At 64.0% G+C, this 18,483-nt stretch carries 21 protein-coding genes and 1 pseudogene; 11 read left to right on the forward strand and 11 right to left on the reverse strand.

From position 1 onward, the window contains the following. Positions 1 to 275: 275 nt before the first annotated feature. The 3 genes and pseudogenes from NVV90_RS10945 (at position 276) to NVV90_RS10955 (ending at position 1,454) form a co-directional block, all read left to right on the forward strand. Positions 276 to 602, forward strand: a complete 327-nt coding sequence (locus tag NVV90_RS10945) for a helix-turn-helix domain-containing protein (protein ID WP_258437334.1) — start codon at positions 276 to 278, stop codon at positions 600 to 602. Further along, a pseudogene (locus NVV90_RS10950) lies at positions 599 to 1,156 on the forward strand (IS3 family transposase); the annotation flags it as partial. The gene NVV90_RS10945 and the pseudogene NVV90_RS10950, both read left to right, overlap by 4 nt. A gap of 118 nt (positions 1,157 to 1,274) precedes the next feature. Further along, positions 1,275 to 1,454: an integrase core domain-containing protein gene (locus tag NVV90_RS10955; RefSeq protein WP_258441140.1), complete on the forward strand. Its 180-nt coding sequence runs from the start codon at positions 1,275 to 1,277 to the stop codon at positions 1,452 to 1,454. A 282-nt stretch (positions 1,455 to 1,736) separates the two neighbouring features. On the opposite strand, the gene NVV90_RS10960 is transcribed toward NVV90_RS10955, so the two are convergent. The 3 genes from NVV90_RS10960 to NVV90_RS10970 all read right to left on the reverse strand — a co-directional run bounded on the left by NVV90_RS10960 (position 1,737) and on the right by NVV90_RS10970 (position 3,493). After that, positions 1,737 to 2,435, reverse strand: a complete 699-nt coding sequence (locus NVV90_RS10960) for a transposase (protein ID WP_258437335.1) — start codon at positions 2,433 to 2,435, stop codon at positions 1,737 to 1,739. A gap of 191 nt (positions 2,436 to 2,626) precedes the next feature. Further along, positions 2,627 to 2,848, reverse strand: coding sequence for a hypothetical protein (locus NVV90_RS10965; RefSeq protein WP_258437336.1), 222 nt, complete (start codon positions 2,846 to 2,848; stop codon positions 2,627 to 2,629). 267 nt (positions 2,849 to 3,115) lie between these two features. After that, entirely contained in the window at positions 3,116 to 3,493 is a 378-nt protein-coding gene (locus NVV90_RS10970; RefSeq protein WP_258437337.1) for a VOC family protein, read from the reverse strand. Positions 3,494 to 3,593: 100 nt separating this feature from the next. Here NVV90_RS10970 and NVV90_RS10975 point away from each other — a divergent pair, with 100 nt between their 5' ends. After that, a complete protein-coding gene (locus tag NVV90_RS10975) occupies positions 3,594 to 3,992 on the forward strand; it encodes a DUF3054 domain-containing protein (RefSeq protein WP_258437338.1) in 399 nt (132 codons plus the stop codon). Positions 3,993 to 4,065: 73 nt separating this feature from the next. Then, on the forward strand, positions 4,066 to 4,347 hold the full coding sequence (locus tag NVV90_RS10980) for an Lrp/AsnC family transcriptional regulator (RefSeq protein ID WP_258437339.1): 282 nt from the start codon (positions 4,066 to 4,068) through the stop codon (positions 4,345 to 4,347). 91 nt (positions 4,348 to 4,438) lie between these two features. On the opposite strand, the gene trpD is transcribed toward NVV90_RS10980, so the two are convergent. Continuing rightward, positions 4,439 to 5,497, reverse strand: a complete 1,059-nt coding sequence (gene trpD / locus NVV90_RS10985) for an anthranilate phosphoribosyltransferase (protein ID WP_258437340.1) — start codon at positions 5,495 to 5,497, stop codon at positions 4,439 to 4,441. Positions 5,498 to 5,609: 112 nt separating this feature from the next. Between trpD and NVV90_RS10990 the strand changes: the two genes are divergently transcribed. The 4 genes from NVV90_RS10990 (at position 5,610) to NVV90_RS11005 (ending at position 9,983) form a co-directional block, all read left to right on the forward strand. Beyond that, positions 5,610 to 6,284 carry a heme-copper oxidase subunit III gene (locus NVV90_RS10990; RefSeq protein ID WP_309304052.1) on the forward strand — a complete coding sequence of 225 codons (675 nt, stop codon included), beginning with the start codon at positions 5,610 to 5,612 and terminating at the stop codon, positions 6,282 to 6,284. 88 nt (positions 6,285 to 6,372) lie between these two features. Continuing rightward, positions 6,373 to 7,161, forward strand: a complete 789-nt coding sequence (locus NVV90_RS10995) for a c-type cytochrome (protein ID WP_258437342.1) — start codon at positions 6,373 to 6,375, stop codon at positions 7,159 to 7,161. Between the two features lie 100 nt (positions 7,162 to 7,261). Further along, positions 7,262 to 8,332: a ubiquinol-cytochrome c reductase iron-sulfur subunit gene (locus NVV90_RS11000; RefSeq protein ID WP_258437343.1), complete on the forward strand. Its 1,071-nt coding sequence runs from the start codon at positions 7,262 to 7,264 to the stop codon at positions 8,330 to 8,332. Then, positions 8,310 to 9,983: a ubiquinol-cytochrome c reductase cytochrome b subunit gene (locus NVV90_RS11005; RefSeq protein WP_258437344.1), complete on the forward strand. Its 1,674-nt coding sequence runs from the start codon at positions 8,310 to 8,312 to the stop codon at positions 9,981 to 9,983. The genes NVV90_RS11000 and NVV90_RS11005 overlap by 23 nt, the downstream gene beginning before the upstream one ends. An 82-nt stretch (positions 9,984 to 10,065) precedes the next feature. On the opposite strand, the gene NVV90_RS11010 is transcribed toward NVV90_RS11005, so the two are convergent. Next, positions 10,066 to 10,854: a GntR family transcriptional regulator gene (locus tag NVV90_RS11010; protein ID WP_258437345.1), complete on the reverse strand. Its 789-nt coding sequence runs from the start codon at positions 10,852 to 10,854 to the stop codon at positions 10,066 to 10,068. A gap of 159 nt (positions 10,855 to 11,013) precedes the next feature. On the opposite strand from NVV90_RS11010, the gene NVV90_RS11015 reads away from it, so the two are divergent. Beyond that, a complete protein-coding gene (locus NVV90_RS11015) occupies positions 11,014 to 11,307 on the forward strand; it encodes an HPr family phosphocarrier protein (protein ID WP_258437346.1) in 294 nt (97 codons plus the stop codon). Positions 11,308 to 11,388: 81 nt separating this feature from the next. On the opposite strand, the gene NVV90_RS11020 is transcribed toward NVV90_RS11015, so the two are convergent. The 5 genes from NVV90_RS11020 to NVV90_RS11040 all read right to left on the reverse strand — a co-directional run bounded on the left by NVV90_RS11020 (position 11,389) and on the right by NVV90_RS11040 (position 16,555). Next, positions 11,389 to 11,790: a cytochrome c oxidase subunit 4 gene (locus NVV90_RS11020; RefSeq protein ID WP_258437347.1), complete on the reverse strand. Its 402-nt coding sequence runs from the start codon at positions 11,788 to 11,790 to the stop codon at positions 11,389 to 11,391. Continuing rightward, the gene (gene ctaD, locus NVV90_RS11025) at positions 11,787 to 13,472 is read right to left on the reverse strand and encodes a cytochrome c oxidase subunit I (RefSeq protein WP_258437348.1); all 1,686 of its coding nucleotides are present in this window, start codon (positions 13,470 to 13,472) and stop codon (positions 11,787 to 11,789) included. The genes NVV90_RS11020 and ctaD overlap by 4 nt, the downstream gene beginning before the upstream one ends. Before the next feature lie 10 nt (positions 13,473 to 13,482). After that, on the reverse strand, positions 13,483 to 14,355 hold the full coding sequence (gene coxB / locus NVV90_RS11030; protein ID WP_258437349.1) for a cytochrome c oxidase subunit II: 873 nt from the start codon (positions 14,353 to 14,355) through the stop codon (positions 13,483 to 13,485). 184 nt (positions 14,356 to 14,539) lie between these two features. Further along, entirely contained in the window at positions 14,540 to 14,929 is a 390-nt protein-coding gene (locus NVV90_RS11035; protein ID WP_207616195.1) for an iron-sulfur cluster assembly accessory protein, read from the reverse strand. A gap of 192 nt (positions 14,930 to 15,121) precedes the next feature. Continuing rightward, complete coding sequence (locus tag NVV90_RS11040) at positions 15,122 to 16,555, reverse strand: dipeptidase (RefSeq protein WP_258437350.1); 1,434 nt, start codon at positions 16,553 to 16,555, stop codon at positions 15,122 to 15,124. Positions 16,556 to 16,672: 117 nt separating this feature from the next. Between NVV90_RS11040 and NVV90_RS11045 the strand changes: the two genes are divergently transcribed. Next, positions 16,673 to 17,266: a DUF3043 domain-containing protein gene (locus tag NVV90_RS11045; RefSeq protein WP_258437351.1), complete on the forward strand. Its 594-nt coding sequence runs from the start codon at positions 16,673 to 16,675 to the stop codon at positions 17,264 to 17,266. A gap of 92 nt (positions 17,267 to 17,358) precedes the next feature. Here the strand turns inward: NVV90_RS11045 and NVV90_RS11050 are convergent, their stop codons facing one another. After that, positions 17,359 to 18,432: a quinone-dependent dihydroorotate dehydrogenase gene (locus NVV90_RS11050; protein ID WP_258437352.1), complete on the reverse strand. Its 1,074-nt coding sequence runs from the start codon at positions 18,430 to 18,432 to the stop codon at positions 17,359 to 17,361. Positions 18,433 to 18,483 lie beyond the last annotated feature (51 nt).

Raw genomic sequence — 18,483 nt, forward strand, 5'->3', positions numbered from 1 at the left:
CCTAATATGTAGTCGTTTCTGTCAAGAGGCAGGACGAAGCGGTCCCGGGTGTGTGAACTGCTCCCCGGAAGTTGGACTGAGAAATTCAGTTCCGACTCCCGGGGAGCAGTTTTATGTATGCGAGCAGTTCGTTATCAGAGGATCAGCGCGAGGCCGCGGTAGCGTGGTTTGAGAAGGGCATCGCGGATAAGGCGACGGCCAGGGCGCTGGCTGTGTCTCGGGCGCCGGTCAAGCGTCTCTATCGGCGGTGGAGGATCCATGGTCGAGGAGCGCTGGTGACCAAGCCGACGAAGCAGAAGTACTCTTTCGAATCTAAGCTCGCGTTGGTCGAACGGTTCATCGCTGGCGAGACTGCCCCGGATCTGGCGGTGGAGGCCGGTTTGTCCTCGCCTCGCCTACTGGAAGCCTGGATCAGGGCGTATCGGCTGGAGGGCGAGGACGGGTTGCGGCCCAAGCCCAAAGGCAGGCCCCGGAAGCCAGATTCCCCGCCGCCTGCGGAGCTGCCCGAGTTGGAGAGGTTGCGGCGGGAGAACGAGCGGTTGCGCGCCGAGGTGGCGTACCTGGGAAAATTGCGGGCCTTGAGGGCGCAAAAACAACGGTGAAGGTCCAGGCACTCATCGCCCTCAAGGCTGACTTCCCCCTGCCCGTTCTGCTGGATGTCTCAGGGCTTGCCCGGTCGACGTTCTTCTATCACCAGGCCCGTCTCCAGGCACCCGATCCGAAGGAAGCACTCAAGGCTGCAGTCACGGAGATCTTCGAGAAGAACCACGGCCGGTACGGGCACCGCCGCATCCACACCGAGCTGGTCAAGCAAGGCTGGACGGTCGCGAAGAAGACCGTGCTGAAGCTGATGCGCTTACTGCAACTGCTCTGCAAGGTCCGGCGGAAGAAGCGCTACAACTCCTACCGAGGCGAACAGGGCGCCATTGCCCCGAACCTGCTGAACCGGGAGTTCGACGCTGATGCCCCGAACCAGAAGTGGGTTACCGACGTGACGGAGTTCCGCGTCGGGGACCGGAAGCTCTATCTCTCACCGGTCATGGACCTCTTCGACCGGCAGATCATCTCCTACACCATCGGTTCGTCCCCGAACCTGGAGCTGACCAACACCTCACTGCGCGAGGCCCTGGCGACGCTCGAGTCCGGCCAGCAGCCGCTCGTGCATTCGGACCAGGGCTTCCAGTACCAGCACGCCTCCTGGCGGAACCTCCTGCAAGGTCGCTGGCGCGGCCCAATCGATGTCCCGCAAGGGCAACTGCTACGACAACGCCGTCATGGAGAACTACTTCGGACACCTCAAGGAAGAACTCTTCCACTACGTCCGGTTCCTCAACACCGAAGCACTGGCAACGGCTTTGCACGAGTACATCCGCTGGTACAACACCGAACGGATCTCCACAAAGCTCAAGGGCCTGAGCCCGGTGCAATACCGTGCCCAGACCCTTGCAGCCTAGAATCCCATTTAGCCAGTCCAACATTCGGGGACCAGTTCAGTGTGGAGCTGGGGCCGCTTCTTTGATGGTGGGCCGGGGCGTCTGTTTGGTGTTCAGCGTGTCGTTGGCGACGGCGTGGTCAGACTAATATGCGCGGGTTGGTTACCGCAGGGCGAAGGTGTTCGGCTGGAGGGTATCGCTTCTCTAGGGTCGGGCGTGGCCCCGTTGGGGGGCTGCCCATAGGAGTGACGCGAGTTCACTCCACGCGCTGCGAGACACCGACGCAGAGGCCCCGGGGGGTTTTCAGGGCCGCTGCTGTGTGGCGGCGGTTTGAGCTTCGCTGGCCAGAGACCAGCACCAGCCGGCCAGTTCCCGGGCGATCGCGACGTTCGCGACCACGGGCCGTTTCCGGTGTTCGAGGTAGACGAGCCAGCGCTCATGGAGGCGCCGGTTGCTCGACCCTGCCCGCGGGCCCGTGCCGCGGGGGGTGGCGGCTTCCCACCGCGAACGCATAAGCGTTGAGGGGTGGGTGTAGGGCCGGCGATGGTGCCAGGCGGCCTCGATGAGCAGCCGGCGGGCGTGGGTGTTGCCGGTCTTGGTGATGCCGCCCTGGGCGCGGCGCTGGCCGGAGGAGTTCTCCGACGGCACCAGGCCCAGGTAGGCGCCGATCGTGGATCCGGTGAACCGGTTCCAGTCCCCGATCTCGACGGCCAGGCCGAACGCGGTCAGCGTCGAGACCCCGCGCAGGCATTCCAGCGCCCGCACCACCGGGGTGTATTCGCTGTCATAGGCGATTTTCGTGATGGCCGCATCCAGGCGGTCCCGCCGGGCCAGAGCCTGCGTGACAGCCTCAAGGGCAAGATCGTAGGCCAGCTGCAGGGGCGCGGAGTCGAAGCGTTGCCGGTAGAGCCAGCCCATGTGGGTCTGGGTCCAGGTGTCCCCGCCGCTGTAGTGGATGCCCTGGCGCAGCAGCAGTTTCGAGACCCGGTGCCGGGCCCGCATCAGGTCCCCCGCGGGTATCTTCCCGGGCCCGGACCAGGTCCCTGGCCGCTTCCTGCCCGGGGCCCGGGACGGTGACCTCGGTGATCTGGTCCAGCTTCAAGAGCCGGGCCAGATGCAGGGCATCGTTGCGGTCCGTTTTTACCCGGTCCCCGGGCGGGCGTTGGAGCTTGGACTGGGCCGCGACCACACAATCAACACCGGCCGCCCGCAACACCCGGGCCAGGACGAAACCGGTCGGGCTCGGCTTCGTAAACGACCCGGGACGGGCCAGGCAGCCCCTGGACCCAGGCCAGGATCTCCCCATGGTCCGGGGTCAGCCGGGCCCGGAGAACCTCACCGGTCTGCCCGTCGATCGCGCAGGCAACAACCGACAGGGCGTGGACATCCAGGCCCACGTGAGTACGCTCGAACATAGCTGGAACCTCCAACCTTCAAATGTGGCTCTGCCCCAACGGATTAAGTCTGGGGACAACCCACGGGAACTTGAAGAGAAGGTTCCAGCCCACCAGTTTCCCGGTCCTTCCGATAAAGGCCATTCACGCCGGGGACCAGGCCCCGGACAGCGCGGCCCCGGGACCCGGGCACACCCCACAGCCCGCGGTCCGGAGCCGTCCCGGCGACAATGGACGATCAGAAGGACCAGAACCCACCCCGGGCCGCAGCCCCCTCACACATATCGTCTAGTCGCCGGCGGCACGCATCCGGCTGACGAGGCCCACGGTGTTTCCTTCGCTGTCCTCGAAGAAGGCCATCCATTCCTCGGATCCGGCGGGACCGAGGCGCCCGTCCTCGTGTGTGAAGATGACGTGGGGATCGGTGATGATTCTCACGCCGCGACGGCGGAGGTCCTCGATACGGCCATGGATGTCGGCAACTTCCAGGTAGATCAACGACGACGGCGCTCCCTTCTCCAGCAGGAGCCTCACCCCGCCGAGATCAAAGAAGAGCAGGCCTGGCGGATCGAAGACTGCGCGCGGCTCCGCCTCGAGGAGCTGCGCATAGAACGCCGACGCCCGGTCAAGGTCCTCGGCGTGCTGGGCTACCTGAATGAGCTTCAACGGTTCCTCCTGGGCGGCTGGCAACGGATCTCCCTTTGGCGCCATCTTGAAGTGTTTGCCGGGTTCGTACAAGGGCGGCGCCCCCGATAGTGTCAGAGGCATGCGTTCAACTTCCCGCACCCCACGTCCGGCAGCCGCGTTCACGGCGGCGGCCGATGCCCTGCTGATCCTCGTCTTCGCTGCCATCGGCCGTGATGCCCATGCACGCGGAGACATCATCACGGGCGTCTTCGCAACAGCATGGCCTTTCCTGGCCGGCGCGGCCATTGCCTGGCTCGCCGCGCGGGTCTGGCGCGCCCCACTGGCACTCTGGCCGTCGGGGGTGGCTGTGTGGATCGGCGCCGTGGCAGGTGGAATGCTTCTGCGGGCCGTCACCGGGCAGTCCGTGGTTCTGCCCTTCGTGATCGTTGCGCTGATCAGCCTGGCCTTATTCCTGCTCGGCTACCGCGGAATCATCGCGTTGGTGACCCGGTTCAGGGCATCGCGGCCACGTGCCTGAAGCGCCTCGCCGAAGGGCCTCATGTACTAGGCTTGAAAGCAACCGCAACGATGCTTTTCCGGAAAGGCCTTAAGTGATCACCGCTTTCGTTTTGATCAAGACGGATGCTTCGCGCATCCCGGAAACCGCGGAGGAAATCTCTGCCATCCAGGGCATCAGCGAGGTCTATTCAGTCACCGGCGAATGGGACCTCATTGCTGTGGCCCGGGTATCCCAGCATGAGGAACTCGCCGATGTCATTGCCGACCGGCTCTCCAAAGTGCCGGCCGTGGTCCACACCACCACCCACATTGCTTTCCGCTCCTACTCGCAGCACGATCTTGACGCGGCCTTCGCCCTGGGGTTCGAGCAGTAGGCGCTTCGGACGTCAATGCAAAGAGCCGCCGGCACCATGCCGGCGGCTCTTTGCTTTGGCGGGGAAAGGACTTGACTGGTAGGAACGACGGCTAGCCTTGGCTGAGCTCGATCCATTTCGCCAGGACAGCGGCAGCTTTTCCGGAGTCGATGGATTCCGCGGCGGTCCCAAGGGCGGCGCTCATGCGCTCTGCCAGTGTTCCGCGGGCCTGTGTATCGAAGGAGACAAGGCCCGCCGCAGCGTTGAGCAGCACGGCATCGCGGACCGGGCCGGTCCGGCCCGCGAGCACGTCACGGACCACCACCGCGTTGGCGGCGGCGTCCCCGCCTCGCAGGTCTGCCACCGTGGAGGTCCGGATCCCGAGTTCGGCAGGCGAGAACGACTGCTCGGTTACTCTGCCGTCCCGGATTTCCCAGACAGTGGAAGGCCCTGTCGGGGTGAGTTCGTCGAGGCCGTCATCGCCGCGGAAGACCAAGCCCCGGCTGCCGCGACGTGCTAGGACGCCTGCCACGAGCGGGGCCATCCGGGCGTTGGCGACACCCACGGCCGAGGCCTGCACATGGGCGGGATTGGTCAGTGGGCCCAGGAAGTTGAAGGCCGTCGGGATGGCCAGTTCCTTCCGCGGAACCGCAGTGTGGCGAAAGGAAGGGTGGAAGACCTGGGCAAAGCAGAAGGTGATTCCCGCCTCTTCCGCGTTCCGCGCCACCCTGTCAATCGGCAGGTCGAGACGCACACCCAGTGCTTCCAGGACGTCGGCAGAGCCCGACGACGACGATGCCGCCCGGTTGCCATGCTTGACCACCCGGGCGCCGGCGCCGGCGCATACGAGTGCGGCCATGGTTGAGATGTTCACGGTGTTCAGCTGGTCTCCGCCGGTACCGACGATGTCCAGCTTTTCGCCGGCGATGGAGATGGGGTTCGCATGTCCGACCATGGCCTCGACCAGGCCTGTCAGCTCTTCCACTGTCTCGCCCTTTGCCCGCAGTGCCACAAGGAACCCCGCGATCTGAGCCGGAGTCGCTTCGCCCGACATGATCGTGTTCATGGCCCATGCCGTTTGGCCCACTTCGAGGTCGGTGCCGTTGATGAGCGCAGAGATGAGCCCAGGCCAGGTGCTGCTGGTTTGCTGTGCCGATGCCGGTGAAGTCACCTCCTGATGCTATCGAGCGAGCGGCTCCCGTGACCAATGCTGGTCCCGCCGGGAACTTTTCGGCGCGATTTCGCGTCTTTGTAGAAAAAGTCCCCGGATTCGGTGGTTCGCATTGGGAAGTCTGGACTTTTACAGACATAATGTCCTTGTGACATCTGCGACCCATGCCCCCAGTACCCCGGCGCACCCGACGCTGAACCGCCCCAACCTGGTTTCTGTTGGAACCGTTGTTTGGCTGTCCAGTGAGTTGATGTTCTTCGCCGGTCTCTTTGCCATGTACTTCACTCTGCGTTCCACATCCGGACTGATGTGGGCCGAAGAGACCGCCAAGCTCAACTTCCCGTTTGCGCTCGTAAACACCATTGTCCTCGTGGCAAGTTCCTTCACCTGCCAGATGGGCGTCTTCGCCGCCGAGCGGCTTGAACCGCGCCGCACGGGCGGCCCGCTGCAGTTCACCCGCTGGGGCATGACCGAATGGTTCGCCCTGACCTTCATCATGGGTGCCTTCTTCGTAGCCGGCCAGACCACGGAATACGCCATGCTCGTCTCCGAGCACGTGTCGCTGTCTTCCAACGCTTATGGCTCTGCGTTCTACATCACGACCGGCTTCCACGGCCTCCACGTCATCGGCGGTCTGATTGCTTTCCTCTTCATCATCGGCCGTGCTTTTGCCGCCAAGAAGTTCGGGCACTTTGAAGCGACGTCGGCCATTGTCACCTCGTACTACTGGCACTTCGTTGACGTTGTCTGGATCGGCCTCTTCCTGGTCATCTACGTCCTCAAGTAAGCCCCGCTTTGACTCTTTTTCTACAAGAGGCAGAATTTCAAGAAGCGGCTCACGGAGCCGACGCAGGATCGAATAAAGGAACCACCACGTGAAGGCACTCTCGCAAAAGCGACGTCACCCACTGGCAGCGATAGCGCTGCTGCTGATGGGGCTCCTCCTCACTGGTGGGCTCTACGCCGTTGCCACAACTGTCAACCAGGCCAAGGCCGACACCACCAGCTTCAGCGCGAACGACGCAGAGGAGGGTGGCAAGCTCTTTGCCGCCAACTGCGCCACGTGCCACGGCATGGGTGCCAGCGGGACCAAGGACGGCCCCTCGCTGGTCGGCGTAGGTGCAGCCGCAGTTGACTTCCAAGTTGGCACCGGCCGTATGCCCATGCAGATGAATGGCCCCCAGGCCCAGGCCAAGCCGCAGCAGTTCAACGACCAGCAGACACACGAACTGTCCGCCTACGTAGCATCACTGGGCGCCGGCCCGGCCATTCCCGAAGAGCACCTGCTTGACGAAAAGGGAGACGCAGCCAAGGGCGGCGAGCTCTTCCGGGTCAACTGCGCCATGTGCCACAACGCTGCGGCAGCAGGCGGCGCCCTGACGCGCGGCAAATTTGCCCCTGCCCTGGCGGACGTTACCGGCAAGCACATCTACGAAGCCATGGCCACGGGCCCCCAGAACATGCCCGTGTTCAATGATTCGAATGTCACCCCCGAAGGAAAGCGTGACATCATCACCTTCCTGAAGACCATCGAAGCCAACGGCTCCCCGGGCGGTGCCGACCTCGGCGCCCTCGGTCCGGTGTCCGAAGGCCTCTTTGTGTGGGTGGCAGGCCTGGGCGTCATCATCGCGTTCACCATCTGGCTGACATCGCGCACTTCGTAGCCGCACCAAGGCCGCAAAAACTTCTGCTGCACGTCAGCAGGTTGGAACTGATAATTAACTCGGCCCAGGCCGAGACAACGAGAGAAGGATGAGGCGAATTATGGGCAACCATAGTGACGGCAGTCCGAACCACTCGGGCACCGTAGCTACGGCTGGTCAGAATGAAGTGGAGAAGTTCCAGGATCCTGGACTTCCTCCGCATCGTTTGCGCCTGGCTGACACGGACCCGAAGGCCGCAAAGCGTGCCGAGCGTCAGGTGGCCATTCTGTTTGGCAGCTCGATCGTCGGTACCGTGATCTTCCTGGTGGCGTACTTCGCCATCGATCTGGGACACGACTCGTCGATTGCCACGATCCGCACGCAGAACCTTCTGCTGGGTCTCGGCACCGCATTCGCGATGCTGGGCATCGGTACGGGCATCGTGCACTGGGCCAAGGCCCTCATGCCGGACCACGAAGTTTCGGAAGAGCGCCACGGTATCCGCAGCGAGGAAGACCGCCAGGCGGCTGTACGCATCGTCGACGACATCGTTGAGGAAACCGGCATCAAGCGCCGTCCGCTGATCCGCAACACCCTTCTGGGTGCCGTGGCTCTGGCCCCGCTGCCGGCGCTGGCCATTTTCGGCGACCTGGGCCCGCGCCCTGACGACAAGCTGGCGCACACCATGTGGGCACCGGAAGGCGGCAAGCTCAAGCGGCTCACCCGTGACCCCGACGGCACCCCCATCAAGGCCTCGGATGTCACCATCGGTTCGGCGTTCCACGTCATTCCCGAAGGTCTCAACGAGCTCCACGAAGGCAAGCTGAACGAAAAGGCCAAGGCCGTTGTTCTGCTTATGCGTCTGAACCCGGATTCGCTCAACCCCTCACCGGGGCGCGAGAACTGGGGCTACAACGGCATCGTTGCCTACTCGAAGATCTGCACGCACGTTGGCTGCCCTGTTGCTCTCTACGAGCAGCAGACCCACCACCTGCTGTGCCCTTGCCACCAGTCGACGTTCGACCTCACGCAGGAATGCAAGGTCATCTTCGGCCCGGCAAGCCGCCCGCTCCCCCAGCTGCCGATCGCCATCGATGCTGAGGGCTACCTGGTAGCCACGAGCGACTTCAAAGAACCTGTCGGACCGAGTTACTGGGAGCGTGACGAGCATGAGCGCCGCATCAACAGCTGAAGCCCCCTTCGTCGCCAAGACCAAAGTTGGCCGTTTTACTGACTTCGTCGACGAGCGTGTGGGCGGCTCCGGCATCCTGCGCGAATTCGGCCGCAAGGTCTTCCCCGACCACTGGTCTTTCATGTTCGGTGAGGTGGCGCTGTATTCCTTCGTCATCCTGCTGATGTCGGGAACCTTCCTGACGTTCTTCTTCGACCCGTCCATGGCGGAAACCCATTACCAGGGTTCCTACACGCCGCTGTACAACGTCGAAATGTCCGTCGCCTACAGCTCTTCGCTGAACATTTCCTTCGACATCCGCGGCGGCCTGTTCATGCGCCAGGTCCACCACTGGGCGGCCCTGCTGTTCGTGGCCTCCCTTGGTGTCCACATGCTTCGTGTCTTCTTCACGGGCGCCTTCCGCAAGCCGCGCGAAATGAACTGGGTTGTCGGCGGCGTGCTGCTGATCCTGGCCATGGCTGCCGGCTTCACCGGTTACTCGCTCCCCGATGACCTGCTTTCCGGCAACGGCCTGCGCATCATCGACGGCGTCATCAAGTCCATTCCGGTGGTCGGAACGTACATCTCGTTCTTCCTGTTCGGCGGGGAATTCCCCGGCACGGCCATCATCGGACGCCTCTACGTGCTGCACATCCTGCTCGTACCTGCGCTGATCCTGCTGATGATCGTCGTCCACCTGTTCATGGTGGTCGTCCACAAGCACACCCAGTACCCCGGCCCCGGCCGCAACGACGGCAACGTCGTCGGCTACCCGCTTGGTCCGGTTTACGCTGCGAAGGCAGGCGGATTCTTCTTCATTGTCTTCGGTGTGCTGGCCCTGATGGCTGCGGCATTCACGATCAACCCGATCTGGAACTACGGCCCGTATGACCCGTCCCCGGTCTCGGCCGGTACCCAGCCTGACTGGTACATCGGCTTCGTTGACGGTGCTCTCCGCCTGATGCCGGGTGTCATCAACGACTTCCACTTCGAGTACGTCGTCTTCGGTCACACCCTGACGCTGAACGTCCTGCTCCCGGCCCTGGTGCCTGCAGGCATCATCTTCACCGTGCTGTTCATGTACCCGTGGATCGAACGCTGGGTGACCAAGGACAACCGCGAGCACCACGTCCTGGACCGCCCGCGCAACGCTCCCACCCGTACCGCGATCGGCGTGGCCGGCTTCACCTGGTACTGCGTCATGTGGGCCGCTGCAGGTTCCGACCTCATCGCCACGCACTTCCACGTGTCGCTGAACGATGTGACCTACTGGCTTCGTACCCTGTTCTTCATCGGCCCGGTACTGGCCTTCATCGTGACCAAGCGCGTGGCCCTGGCCCTTCAGCGCAAGGACCGCGAAATCGCGCTCCACGGCCGCGAAACCGGACGCATCGTGCGCCTGCCGCACGGTGAGTTCATCGAAGTCCACGCACCGTTGGACGAGTACAAGCGCTACAAGCTGGTCGGTTTCGACTCTCCGGCCCCGCTGCCGGCCGTTCCGAACGAGCACGGTGTGGTCACCAACAAGGAAAAGCGCCGCGCTGCGCTGTCCAAGTGGTTCTTCGAGGACCGTGTTGCCCCGGCAACGCCGGCGGAACTCGAGGCGGCCCACGCACACGGCCACCACGAAGCCATTGAGTCTGCCGACGAGCAGAAGAGCCTCAGCCACTAGCTGATCCGCTCAAGCAGAGAGGGGGGCCCGGTCCACTGGACCGGGCCCCCTCTTTCTGTGTTTCCGGATGCTCCCGCGTGCTCTACGAGGTGCGGTAGCCGGTCGAATAGTTGCGCGTTGGCCTTGTTCCGGGACGCTGCAGCGGAATCCACAGCTTGTACCTGTCCGCCCGGTAATAGGAGACGGAATAGTCCACCATGGCCCTGGCGACAAAGGCGTGCCTCTGGATCTTCAGCAACGGAGAACCGACATCGACGTTCAGCAGCCGGGCGGTGGACGGCGAGGCGGCAGTCGCCTCGATCATGTCCTCGCCCCATTCCATGACCAGGCCGTAGCGTTCGCTCAGGACGTTGTAGAGGGACGTAGGCGGAGCCTCATCCAACAGCCCCGGAACGCGGTGCGCTGGAATGAAGTTCTCGTCCACGCTCATTGGCTCGTTATCGGCCAACAGAAGCCTCCGGAAGCGGACGAGGGGTGTTCCTTCGTCCAGCTGCAGTTCGCGCGCCAGAAAGGCGCTGGCGGCGATTTGCTCGAAGCTGAGGACCTTCGCCGCGGGGACCATGCCGCGCCGCTGCATCTCCTCGCTGTAGGACGTCAGTTTCACCTGGAGATCCAGCTTGGGCTTCTTGACGAATGTTCCAAGGCCCACGACGCGCTCGATGACCTCCTCACCGACCAGGGCGTCGATCGCCTGACGGACGGTCATGCGGGCCAGCCCGAACCGCTCCGAGAGATCACGTTCGGAGGGCAATGCCGACCCCGGTGGACAGGACTCCCCGATGAATGCGCGGAGGATTTCCCGCAACTGCACATAGATGGGCACGCCGCTGTTCCGGTCGATTTCACCTGCGATCGCGGATGCGTCAGCCACTGCGGCGCCCCTGCTCACTTTGCTTCATATAACAAGGGTAGGCCACACCACATTCAGGTCTAGACCAGTACCCGGCACGCGCGGCAGTCGCCGCGGCGCTACCCTTGTATGGAACTAAATTCAGTGGCGGCACACGTCCGTCAGAGCAAAGGAGCCCGCTTGCCGGAGCACAAAGCCATCGTCGCCGCGGAGATAGGCCTGCACGCCCGTGCAGCGGCCATGTTTGTCCGGGCCGTCACCGACACGGGACTGCCCGTGACGATCAGGAAGCCCGGCAGGAACCCGGTGGATGCCCGCTCGCTGCTGGAGGTCATGAGCGAGGACTTCGGCCATGGCTGCGAGGTGCTGCTGGAGGTCTCTGCGGACGCCCTGCCGGCCGGCAGCACGATCGGCGACGCAGAAGGCGCCCTGGCCGCGTTGTCCGCACTCCTGCAGGCCAGCGACAGCCGCTGACGGCTAGCGCACCGGACTTAAACTACGACGGCGGGCCCCACCGAAATGGTGAGGCCCGCCGTCGTGGTTTTGCAGGAAGTGCTAGTGCGCGTGATCTCCGCGGCTGTATTCGAAGACCCAGCCGACGAGTGCCACGAGGGCGAGGCCAGCGGCAACGAACGTCACCCAGAAGCCCACGGCCAGGCCGAGGAAGCCTCCGGCGCAAGCCAGGCCGAGGACCAGCGGCCACCAGCTCCAGGGGCTGAAGTGCCCCTGCTCGCCGGCGCCTTCGTGGATTTCGGCGTCGGGACGGTCCTCGGGACGCATGCCGATGCGCCTGCCTGTGAAGCCGAGGTACGCGCCGATCATGCCGGCGAGGCCGCCGACCAGCAGGATGCCCAGGATGCCGACCCACTCAGACCAGTGGGTCAGGAAGCCGTAGGCCAGGGAGACGGGGATGAAGAAGAAGACACCGGCTCCGAAGAGCCACGATTCAACTTTCACTTGGCGCTCTCCTTCAGTTCAGCGATGCTGTGCGACGGGGCCAGCTCGGGGTGGTGCAGGTCCAGTGCAGGGCGCTCCGAACGGATGCGGGGCAGGGAGGTGAAGTTGTGGCGCGGCGGCGGGCAGGAAGTTGCCCACTCCAGCGACGCACCGAAGCCCCACGGGTCATCGACTTCAACCTTCTTGTTGCTGCGCCAGGTGATGTAGACGTTCCAGAAGAACGGCAGGAGCGAGGCACCCAGGACGAAGGAGGAGATCGTGGAGAACTGGTTCATCCAGGTGAAGTTGTCCTGCGGCATGTAGTCGGCGTAGCGGCGGGGCATGCCCTCGACGCCGAGCCAGTGCTGGATCAGGAATGTGCCGTGGAAGCCCAGGAACAGGAGCCAGAAGTGGATCTTGCCAAGACGCTCGTTGAGCATCTTGCCCGTCCACTTCGGCCACCAGAAGTAGAAGCCTGCGAACATGGCGAACACGACGGTGCCGAAGACCACGTAGTGGAAGTGCGCAACCACGAAGTAGGAGTCGGAGACGTGGAAGTCCAGCGGCGGGGAGGCCAGGATGATGCCGGTCAGGCCACCGAAGAGGAAGGTCACCAGGAAGCCGATGCTCCAGAGCATGGGGGTTTCGAAGGTGATGGAGCCCTGCCACAGGGTACCGATCCAGTTGAAGAACTTCACGCCGGTGGGTACCGCGATCAGCATGGTCATGAAGGCGAAGAACGGCAGCAGCACGGAACCGGTGACGTACATGTGGTGTGCCCACACGGTCACGGACAGGGCTGCAATGGCGATGGTCGCGTAGACAAGACCCTTGTAGCCGAAGATCGGCTTGCGGCTGAAGACCGGGAAGATTTCAGACACGATGCCGAAGAACGGCAGGGCGATGATGTACACCTCGGGGTGGCCGAAGAACCAGAACAGGTGCTGCCACAGCACAGCTCCGCCGTTCTCAGGGTCGAAGATGTGTGCACCGAAGCGGCGGTCGGCGCCAAGCGCGAACAGGGCGGCGGCCAGCGGCGGGAACGCCATCAGGACCAGGATGGCCGTGACGAGCGTGTTCCAGGTGAAGATCGGCATGCGCCACATGGTCATGCCCGGGGCACGCATGCAGATGATGGTGGTGATGAAGTTCACCGCACCGAGGATGGTGCCGAAGCCGGACAGGGCAAGGCCGAAGACCCAAAGGTCACCACCGACGCCGGGGCTGAACGTGGTGTTGGACAGCGGCGCGTAGGCGAACCAACCGAAGGATGCAGCACCCTGCGGAGTGATGAAGCCGGATACGGCGATGGTGGAGCCAAAGAGGAAGAACCAGAAGGCCAGTGCGTTCAGTCGCGGGAACGCGACGTCGGGTGCACCGATCTGCAGCGGCATGATGACGTTGGCGAAGCCCGCGAACAGCGGCGTAGCGAACATCAGGAGCATCACGGTGCCGTGCATCGTGAACATCTGGTTGTACTGCTCCTTGGTCTGCAGGATCTGCATACCGGGTTCGAACAGTTCAGCACGGATCAGCAGCGCCATGACGCCGCCGAGGCAGAAGAACACGAAGGACGCGATCAGGTACATGTACCCGATGGTCTTGTGGTCCGTGGAGGTGATCCAGTTGACGACGATGCGCCCCTTGGATTTAGGTACTACGGGAGCCTCAAGGATCCCGGCGGATTGAGTGTATGTAGCCACGTCGCTCCCCTTACTTAATTTCGTTCAGGTTCGGGTTGCGGTCGTACTCTTCGCCGAGCAGGCCCGTGTTGCCGTCCTGGCGCAGCTTGTCCATGTGGGCCTGGAACTCAGACTCGGAGACAACCTTGACGCGGAACAGCATCTCGGAGTGGTATTCGCCGCAGAGTTCGGCGCACTTGCCGTCGTAGGTACCCTCCTTGGTGGGGGTGAACCTGATGTAGTTGGTCTTGCCCGGGATCATGTCGCGCTTCTGAAGGAAGGCGGGAACCCAGAAAGAGTGGATGACGTCGCGGGAGTTCAGCTCCAGGTCAACCGACTTGCCGACCGGCAGGTACAGGGTGGGGAGCTTTTCCTTGTCGACTTCGTTGCCCGTGAGGTGTGCCTGGACGCCGGCCTCATGGAGGTCTTCCGAGATGACCTGGCCCTGCTTGTAGTTGAAGTCCCAAGCCCACTGCTTGCCGCGGACGTCGACGACGACGTCGGCCGGCTGGGAGCGGTCATCGATGGCACGCTGGTCCTGGTCGGTGAAGTAGAAGAACACCAGCACCATGAACAGCGGGATCGTCAAGTAGAAGACCTCAAGCGGCAGGTTGTAGCTGAGCTGCCGGGGGAAACCCGTGGTGCCCTTGCGGCGACGGTAGGCGATGATGCACCAGACCAGCAAGCCCCACGTGATGATGCCGACGGCCAGGGCCGCGATCCATGAGTTGACCCAGAGGTCCATGATCCGGTCGGTGTGGTTGGTGGTACCGCGCTCTGTCGGCAGCCAACCCTTCTCTACCTCTGGCGAACATCCGGTCAAAACCAACGCGCCGGCTAGTGCCAAGCCAGTGATCGATGTGATCTTTATGCGTCGGCTGCCGGTTCGGTTCTGCGAACTCACAGACGGCCCTTCCTCTTGTTGCTGTCTCCCGGCAGGCCAAAGGCCCACCGGGCACACTAAAAGTTTTACTACCCGATGTAGAGCTTACCGCTACGCAGCAGTTTTCGCAGACATGTCGGCCCCTTGGTCCGCTTCGGGTCGAAACCCTGTCCGAACTGGGCCGACATGCGGCGAATGACTCAGATCAGTGGAACGAATCGCCGCAGGCGCAGGAGCCGCCAGCATTCGGGTTGTCAATGGTGAAGCCCTGCTTCGAGATGGTGTCCTCGAAGTCGATGCTTGCGCCGCTCAGGTACGGAACGCTCATCTTGTCGACCACAACTTCGACGCCGTCGTAGTCGCGGACAGCGTCTCCGTCAAGGAGGCGCTCGTCGAAGTAGAGCTGGTAGATGAGGCCCGAGCAGCCGCCTGGCTGCACGGCAACGCGAAGTCGCAGATCGGTACGCCCTTCCTGCTCGAGGAGGCTCCGGACCTTGCCTGCTGCTACGTCGGTCAGCTGGACCTCGTGCGTGGGAAGCTCCTCGCCTGCGGCGAGCGTGGCTCCGGTGCTGTTTTCGTTGGTTGCAGTGCTCATTGGCCTACCTTCTTATGACGCTCCTGGCGGCGGCGCATCCGCGCTGCCTGCCCTTACCAAATGACGTACGGGCTATAGCTCCATGCTACGTCGAGTGGACGCATAGCTATAACTCCTGACGTAACCGCGGCCGCCATCGGCTTGTTCCCAAAAACGTGACCGGGTCCCCTGGCAAGGGCAGGGCCTGTGCGACTAGCCTCCGAGGCCTTCAGCGTTCAGGCGCGCAAGCATCAGCGCTTCCGCCAGCACGGCATGCCGGAAATCCTCGAGGTGCAGGGACTCGTTGGCGCTGTGGGCGCGCGAATCCGGGTCCTCAACGCCCGTGACCAGGATCTGGACTTCGGGATACATCTCGGTCAGGTCGGCAATGAACGGGATGGAACCGCCGATGCCCATCTCCACGGCCTTGACCCCCCAGGACTCCCCAAGCGCCCACATGGCGATGCGGGCCGCAGGGGACGTGGTGTCCGTGGAGAACGCGTTGCCGGACTCCCCCGGGGTGAAGGTCACGCGGGCTCCAAAGGGTGCATGGCTTTCAACGTGCTGCCGCATGGCGTCCATGGCGGACTGCGGATCCTGGCCGGGAGCCAGTCGCATGCTGAACTTCGCCCGGGCCGAAGGGATGAGGGTGTTCGACGCGACGTCAACGGCTGGCGCATCGATCCCGATGATGGAGAGGGCCGGCTTGGTCCACAGGCGGGAAGCGATGGTGCCCGAGCCGGCCAGCCGGACGCCGTTGAGCACTGACGCATCGGCACGGTATTCGGCTTCGGTGAGGTCGACGTCGACCTCGTCCCTGGCAACCAGGCCGGCGACGGCGACATTGCCGTCGTCGTCGTGCAGGGTCGCGATCAGGCGGGACAGCAACGTGGGGGCGTCGAGAACAGGGCCGCCGAACATGCCGGAGTGCACTGCGTGCTCAAGGACCCGGACCTCGAAGGTCCCGTCGACGAGTCCGCGCAGGCTGGTGGTCAGCGCGGGGACGCCCACCTTCCAGTTGCTGGAATCGGCCACCACGATGACGTCGGCGCGCAGAAGCTCCCGGTGCGTCTCCAGGAACGTCCGGAAGGTTGGCGAGCCTGCCTCTTCCTCGCCTTCGAAAAAGAATGTCACGCCCAACCCGAAGCCGGATCCGAGGACCTCGGCCACAGCGGCGTGGGCTGCCAGGTGGGCCATGATTCCGGCTTTGTCGTCGGCGGCGCCGCGGCCGTAGAGGCGGCCATTGCGCTCCTCCGCCGTGAAGGGCTCCGATTCCCAGAGGGCGCTGTCGCCCGGCGGCTGCACGTCGTGGTGTGCGTACAGAAGGATGGTCGGCTTGCCAGGGGCTGCCTGGCGACGCGCGACGACGGCGGGCCCGCCGGGTGTGCCGTCTTCCTTGTCGCAGCGCAGTATCTGTACGTCTTCGATACCGGCGGCGCGGACCAGTTCCGCCACAGCGTCGGCGCTGCGCTCGAGCTGGGCCGGGTCGAAGCTGGGCCAGGCGATGCCGGGGATGGCCACCAGGTCCTTCAGGCTGGCCACGGTCCTGTCAAAGGAGGAGTTGACGGCCTGGCGCAGGGCCTCGACGTTGATGGTGCCGGGATTCCCTTGCTGGTTCTGCGGGATCTCCGCGCTTGTTGAAGTCATGGCCAAAACACTACAACGGGGACCCGCGCACCGATACGAGGGCAGTACGGAACGGGGGCCGTGGCGCCGCTGCCGTCACGTAATCCGCGCCACTATCCCGCGGGGTATTCTTGATGCGTGTTTGGACGTAAAAAGGAAGAGCCCAGCGCTCAAGACGTAGTTGACCAGGCCCACGCCGCCGCGCAGGAGTCAGGTGCCGGCAAGGGTACCCCGACACCCAAGCGCAAGGACCAGGAGGCCGCCCGCAAGCGCCCCCTGGTGCCAACGGACCGCAAGGCCTCGAAGGAAGCCGAGCGTGCGGCAATCCAGGACCAGCGCCAGAAAATGCGCCAGGCCCTCGATACAGGGGACGAGAAGTACCTGCCGCTGCGCGACAAGGGACCCCAGAAGCGCTACGCCCGCGACTACGTGGATGCACGCTTCAGCCTGGGCGAGTACCTCATGTTCGGGGCCCTGCTCTTCGTGGTGATCTCGCTGATCATTCCGTCGTCCAGCGAGCAGCTGAGCTACGTGCTGATCGGCTTCTGGGTCATGTTCCTTGCAGTCTTCGTGGACGTCTTCATCCTGTCCAGGAAGCTGCGCAAGCGGCTGCTCGAGAAGTTCGGCGAGGTGGAACGCGGCACCGTCTGGTACGGCAGCATGCGCTCCCTGCAGTTCCGCAAGCTCCGCCTGCCCAAACCGCTGGTGAAGCGCGGGGAGTTCCCGTCCTAGCGGCCAAACAGCCGATTATTGAAGAAGCACCCCGGACCAATGGTCCGGGGTGCTTCTTTGTCAGCAGTCCAGCCTCGGATGGCCGGTAGCGCCTACTTCGTCTTACGCCCCTTTGCCAGGGCCTTGTTAATGCCGGCTGCCCAGAACGGACCCTCGTAGAGGAACGCCGTGTAGCCCTGGACCAGAGTGGCGCCGGCGTCGAGGCGTTCCTGGACGTCCCCGGCCGATTCCACGCCACCCACGGCGATGAGCACCAGCTCCTCCCCTACGGCGGCCTTGAGCCGGCGCAGGACCTCAAGCGAACGCTGTTTGAGCGGGGCTCCCGAGAGCCCTCCGGCGCCCAGGGCTTCGACTTTGCCGGAGTCCGCCACCAGGCCGTCCCGGGAAATCGTAGTGTTGGTGGCGATGATGCCGTCGAGCTTGAGGTCGAGCGCGAGGCGGGCGACGTCGTCGATGTCCTCATCGCTGAGGTCCGGCGCGATCTTCACCAGCAGCGGCACGTGGCGCCCTGCCGCCTCATCGGCGGCGTCGCCGACGGCGCGGAGCAAAGGCCGGAGGGTTTCCACGTTCTGCAGCAGGCGCAGGCCGGGGGTGTTGGGCGAGCTAACGTTGACCACCAGGTAGTCGGCGGCAGGCGCCAGGCTCCGCGCACTGACCAGGTAGTCCTCCACGGCGTCCTCAAGCTCAACAAGCTTGGTCTTGCCGATGTTGACGCCGATGATGGGCCGGACCCCGGGGTAGGAGCCCTGGAGCGCGGCGCGGGCGGCCTTGAGGCGCGGTGCCACGGCCGCGGCGCCGTCGTTGTTGAAGCCCATGCGGTTGACCACGGCCCGGTCCTCGATGAGGCGGAACAGGCGCGGCTTGTCGTTGCCGGGCTGCGCCTGGCCGGTGATGGTGCCCACCTCGACGTGGCCGAAGCCGAGTTCGGCCAACGCCTCGATGCCGTGGCCCTCCTTGTCGAATCCTGCGGCCAGGCCGAACGGCGAGGGGAACGTCAGGCCGAATGCCTCCGTGCGCAGTGAGGCATCGGGGGCTGTCATCTTCGCAAGAATCCGGCCTGCACCCGTGCGGTGGGCTGTCCTGATCGCCTGGAAGCCGATCTTGTGGGCTTTTTCGGCATCCATCCAGGAGAAGGCCAGCTTGAAGAAGGTGGGGTAAACGCGCATGCTCCTAGTTTTCCGGTTTCCCACCCGTGCACCAAACCGGTGACCACGCCG

The organism is Arthrobacter sp. CJ23, from assembly GCF_024741795.1.
Lineage (GTDB): Bacteria > Actinomycetota > Actinomycetes > Actinomycetales > Micrococcaceae > Arthrobacter.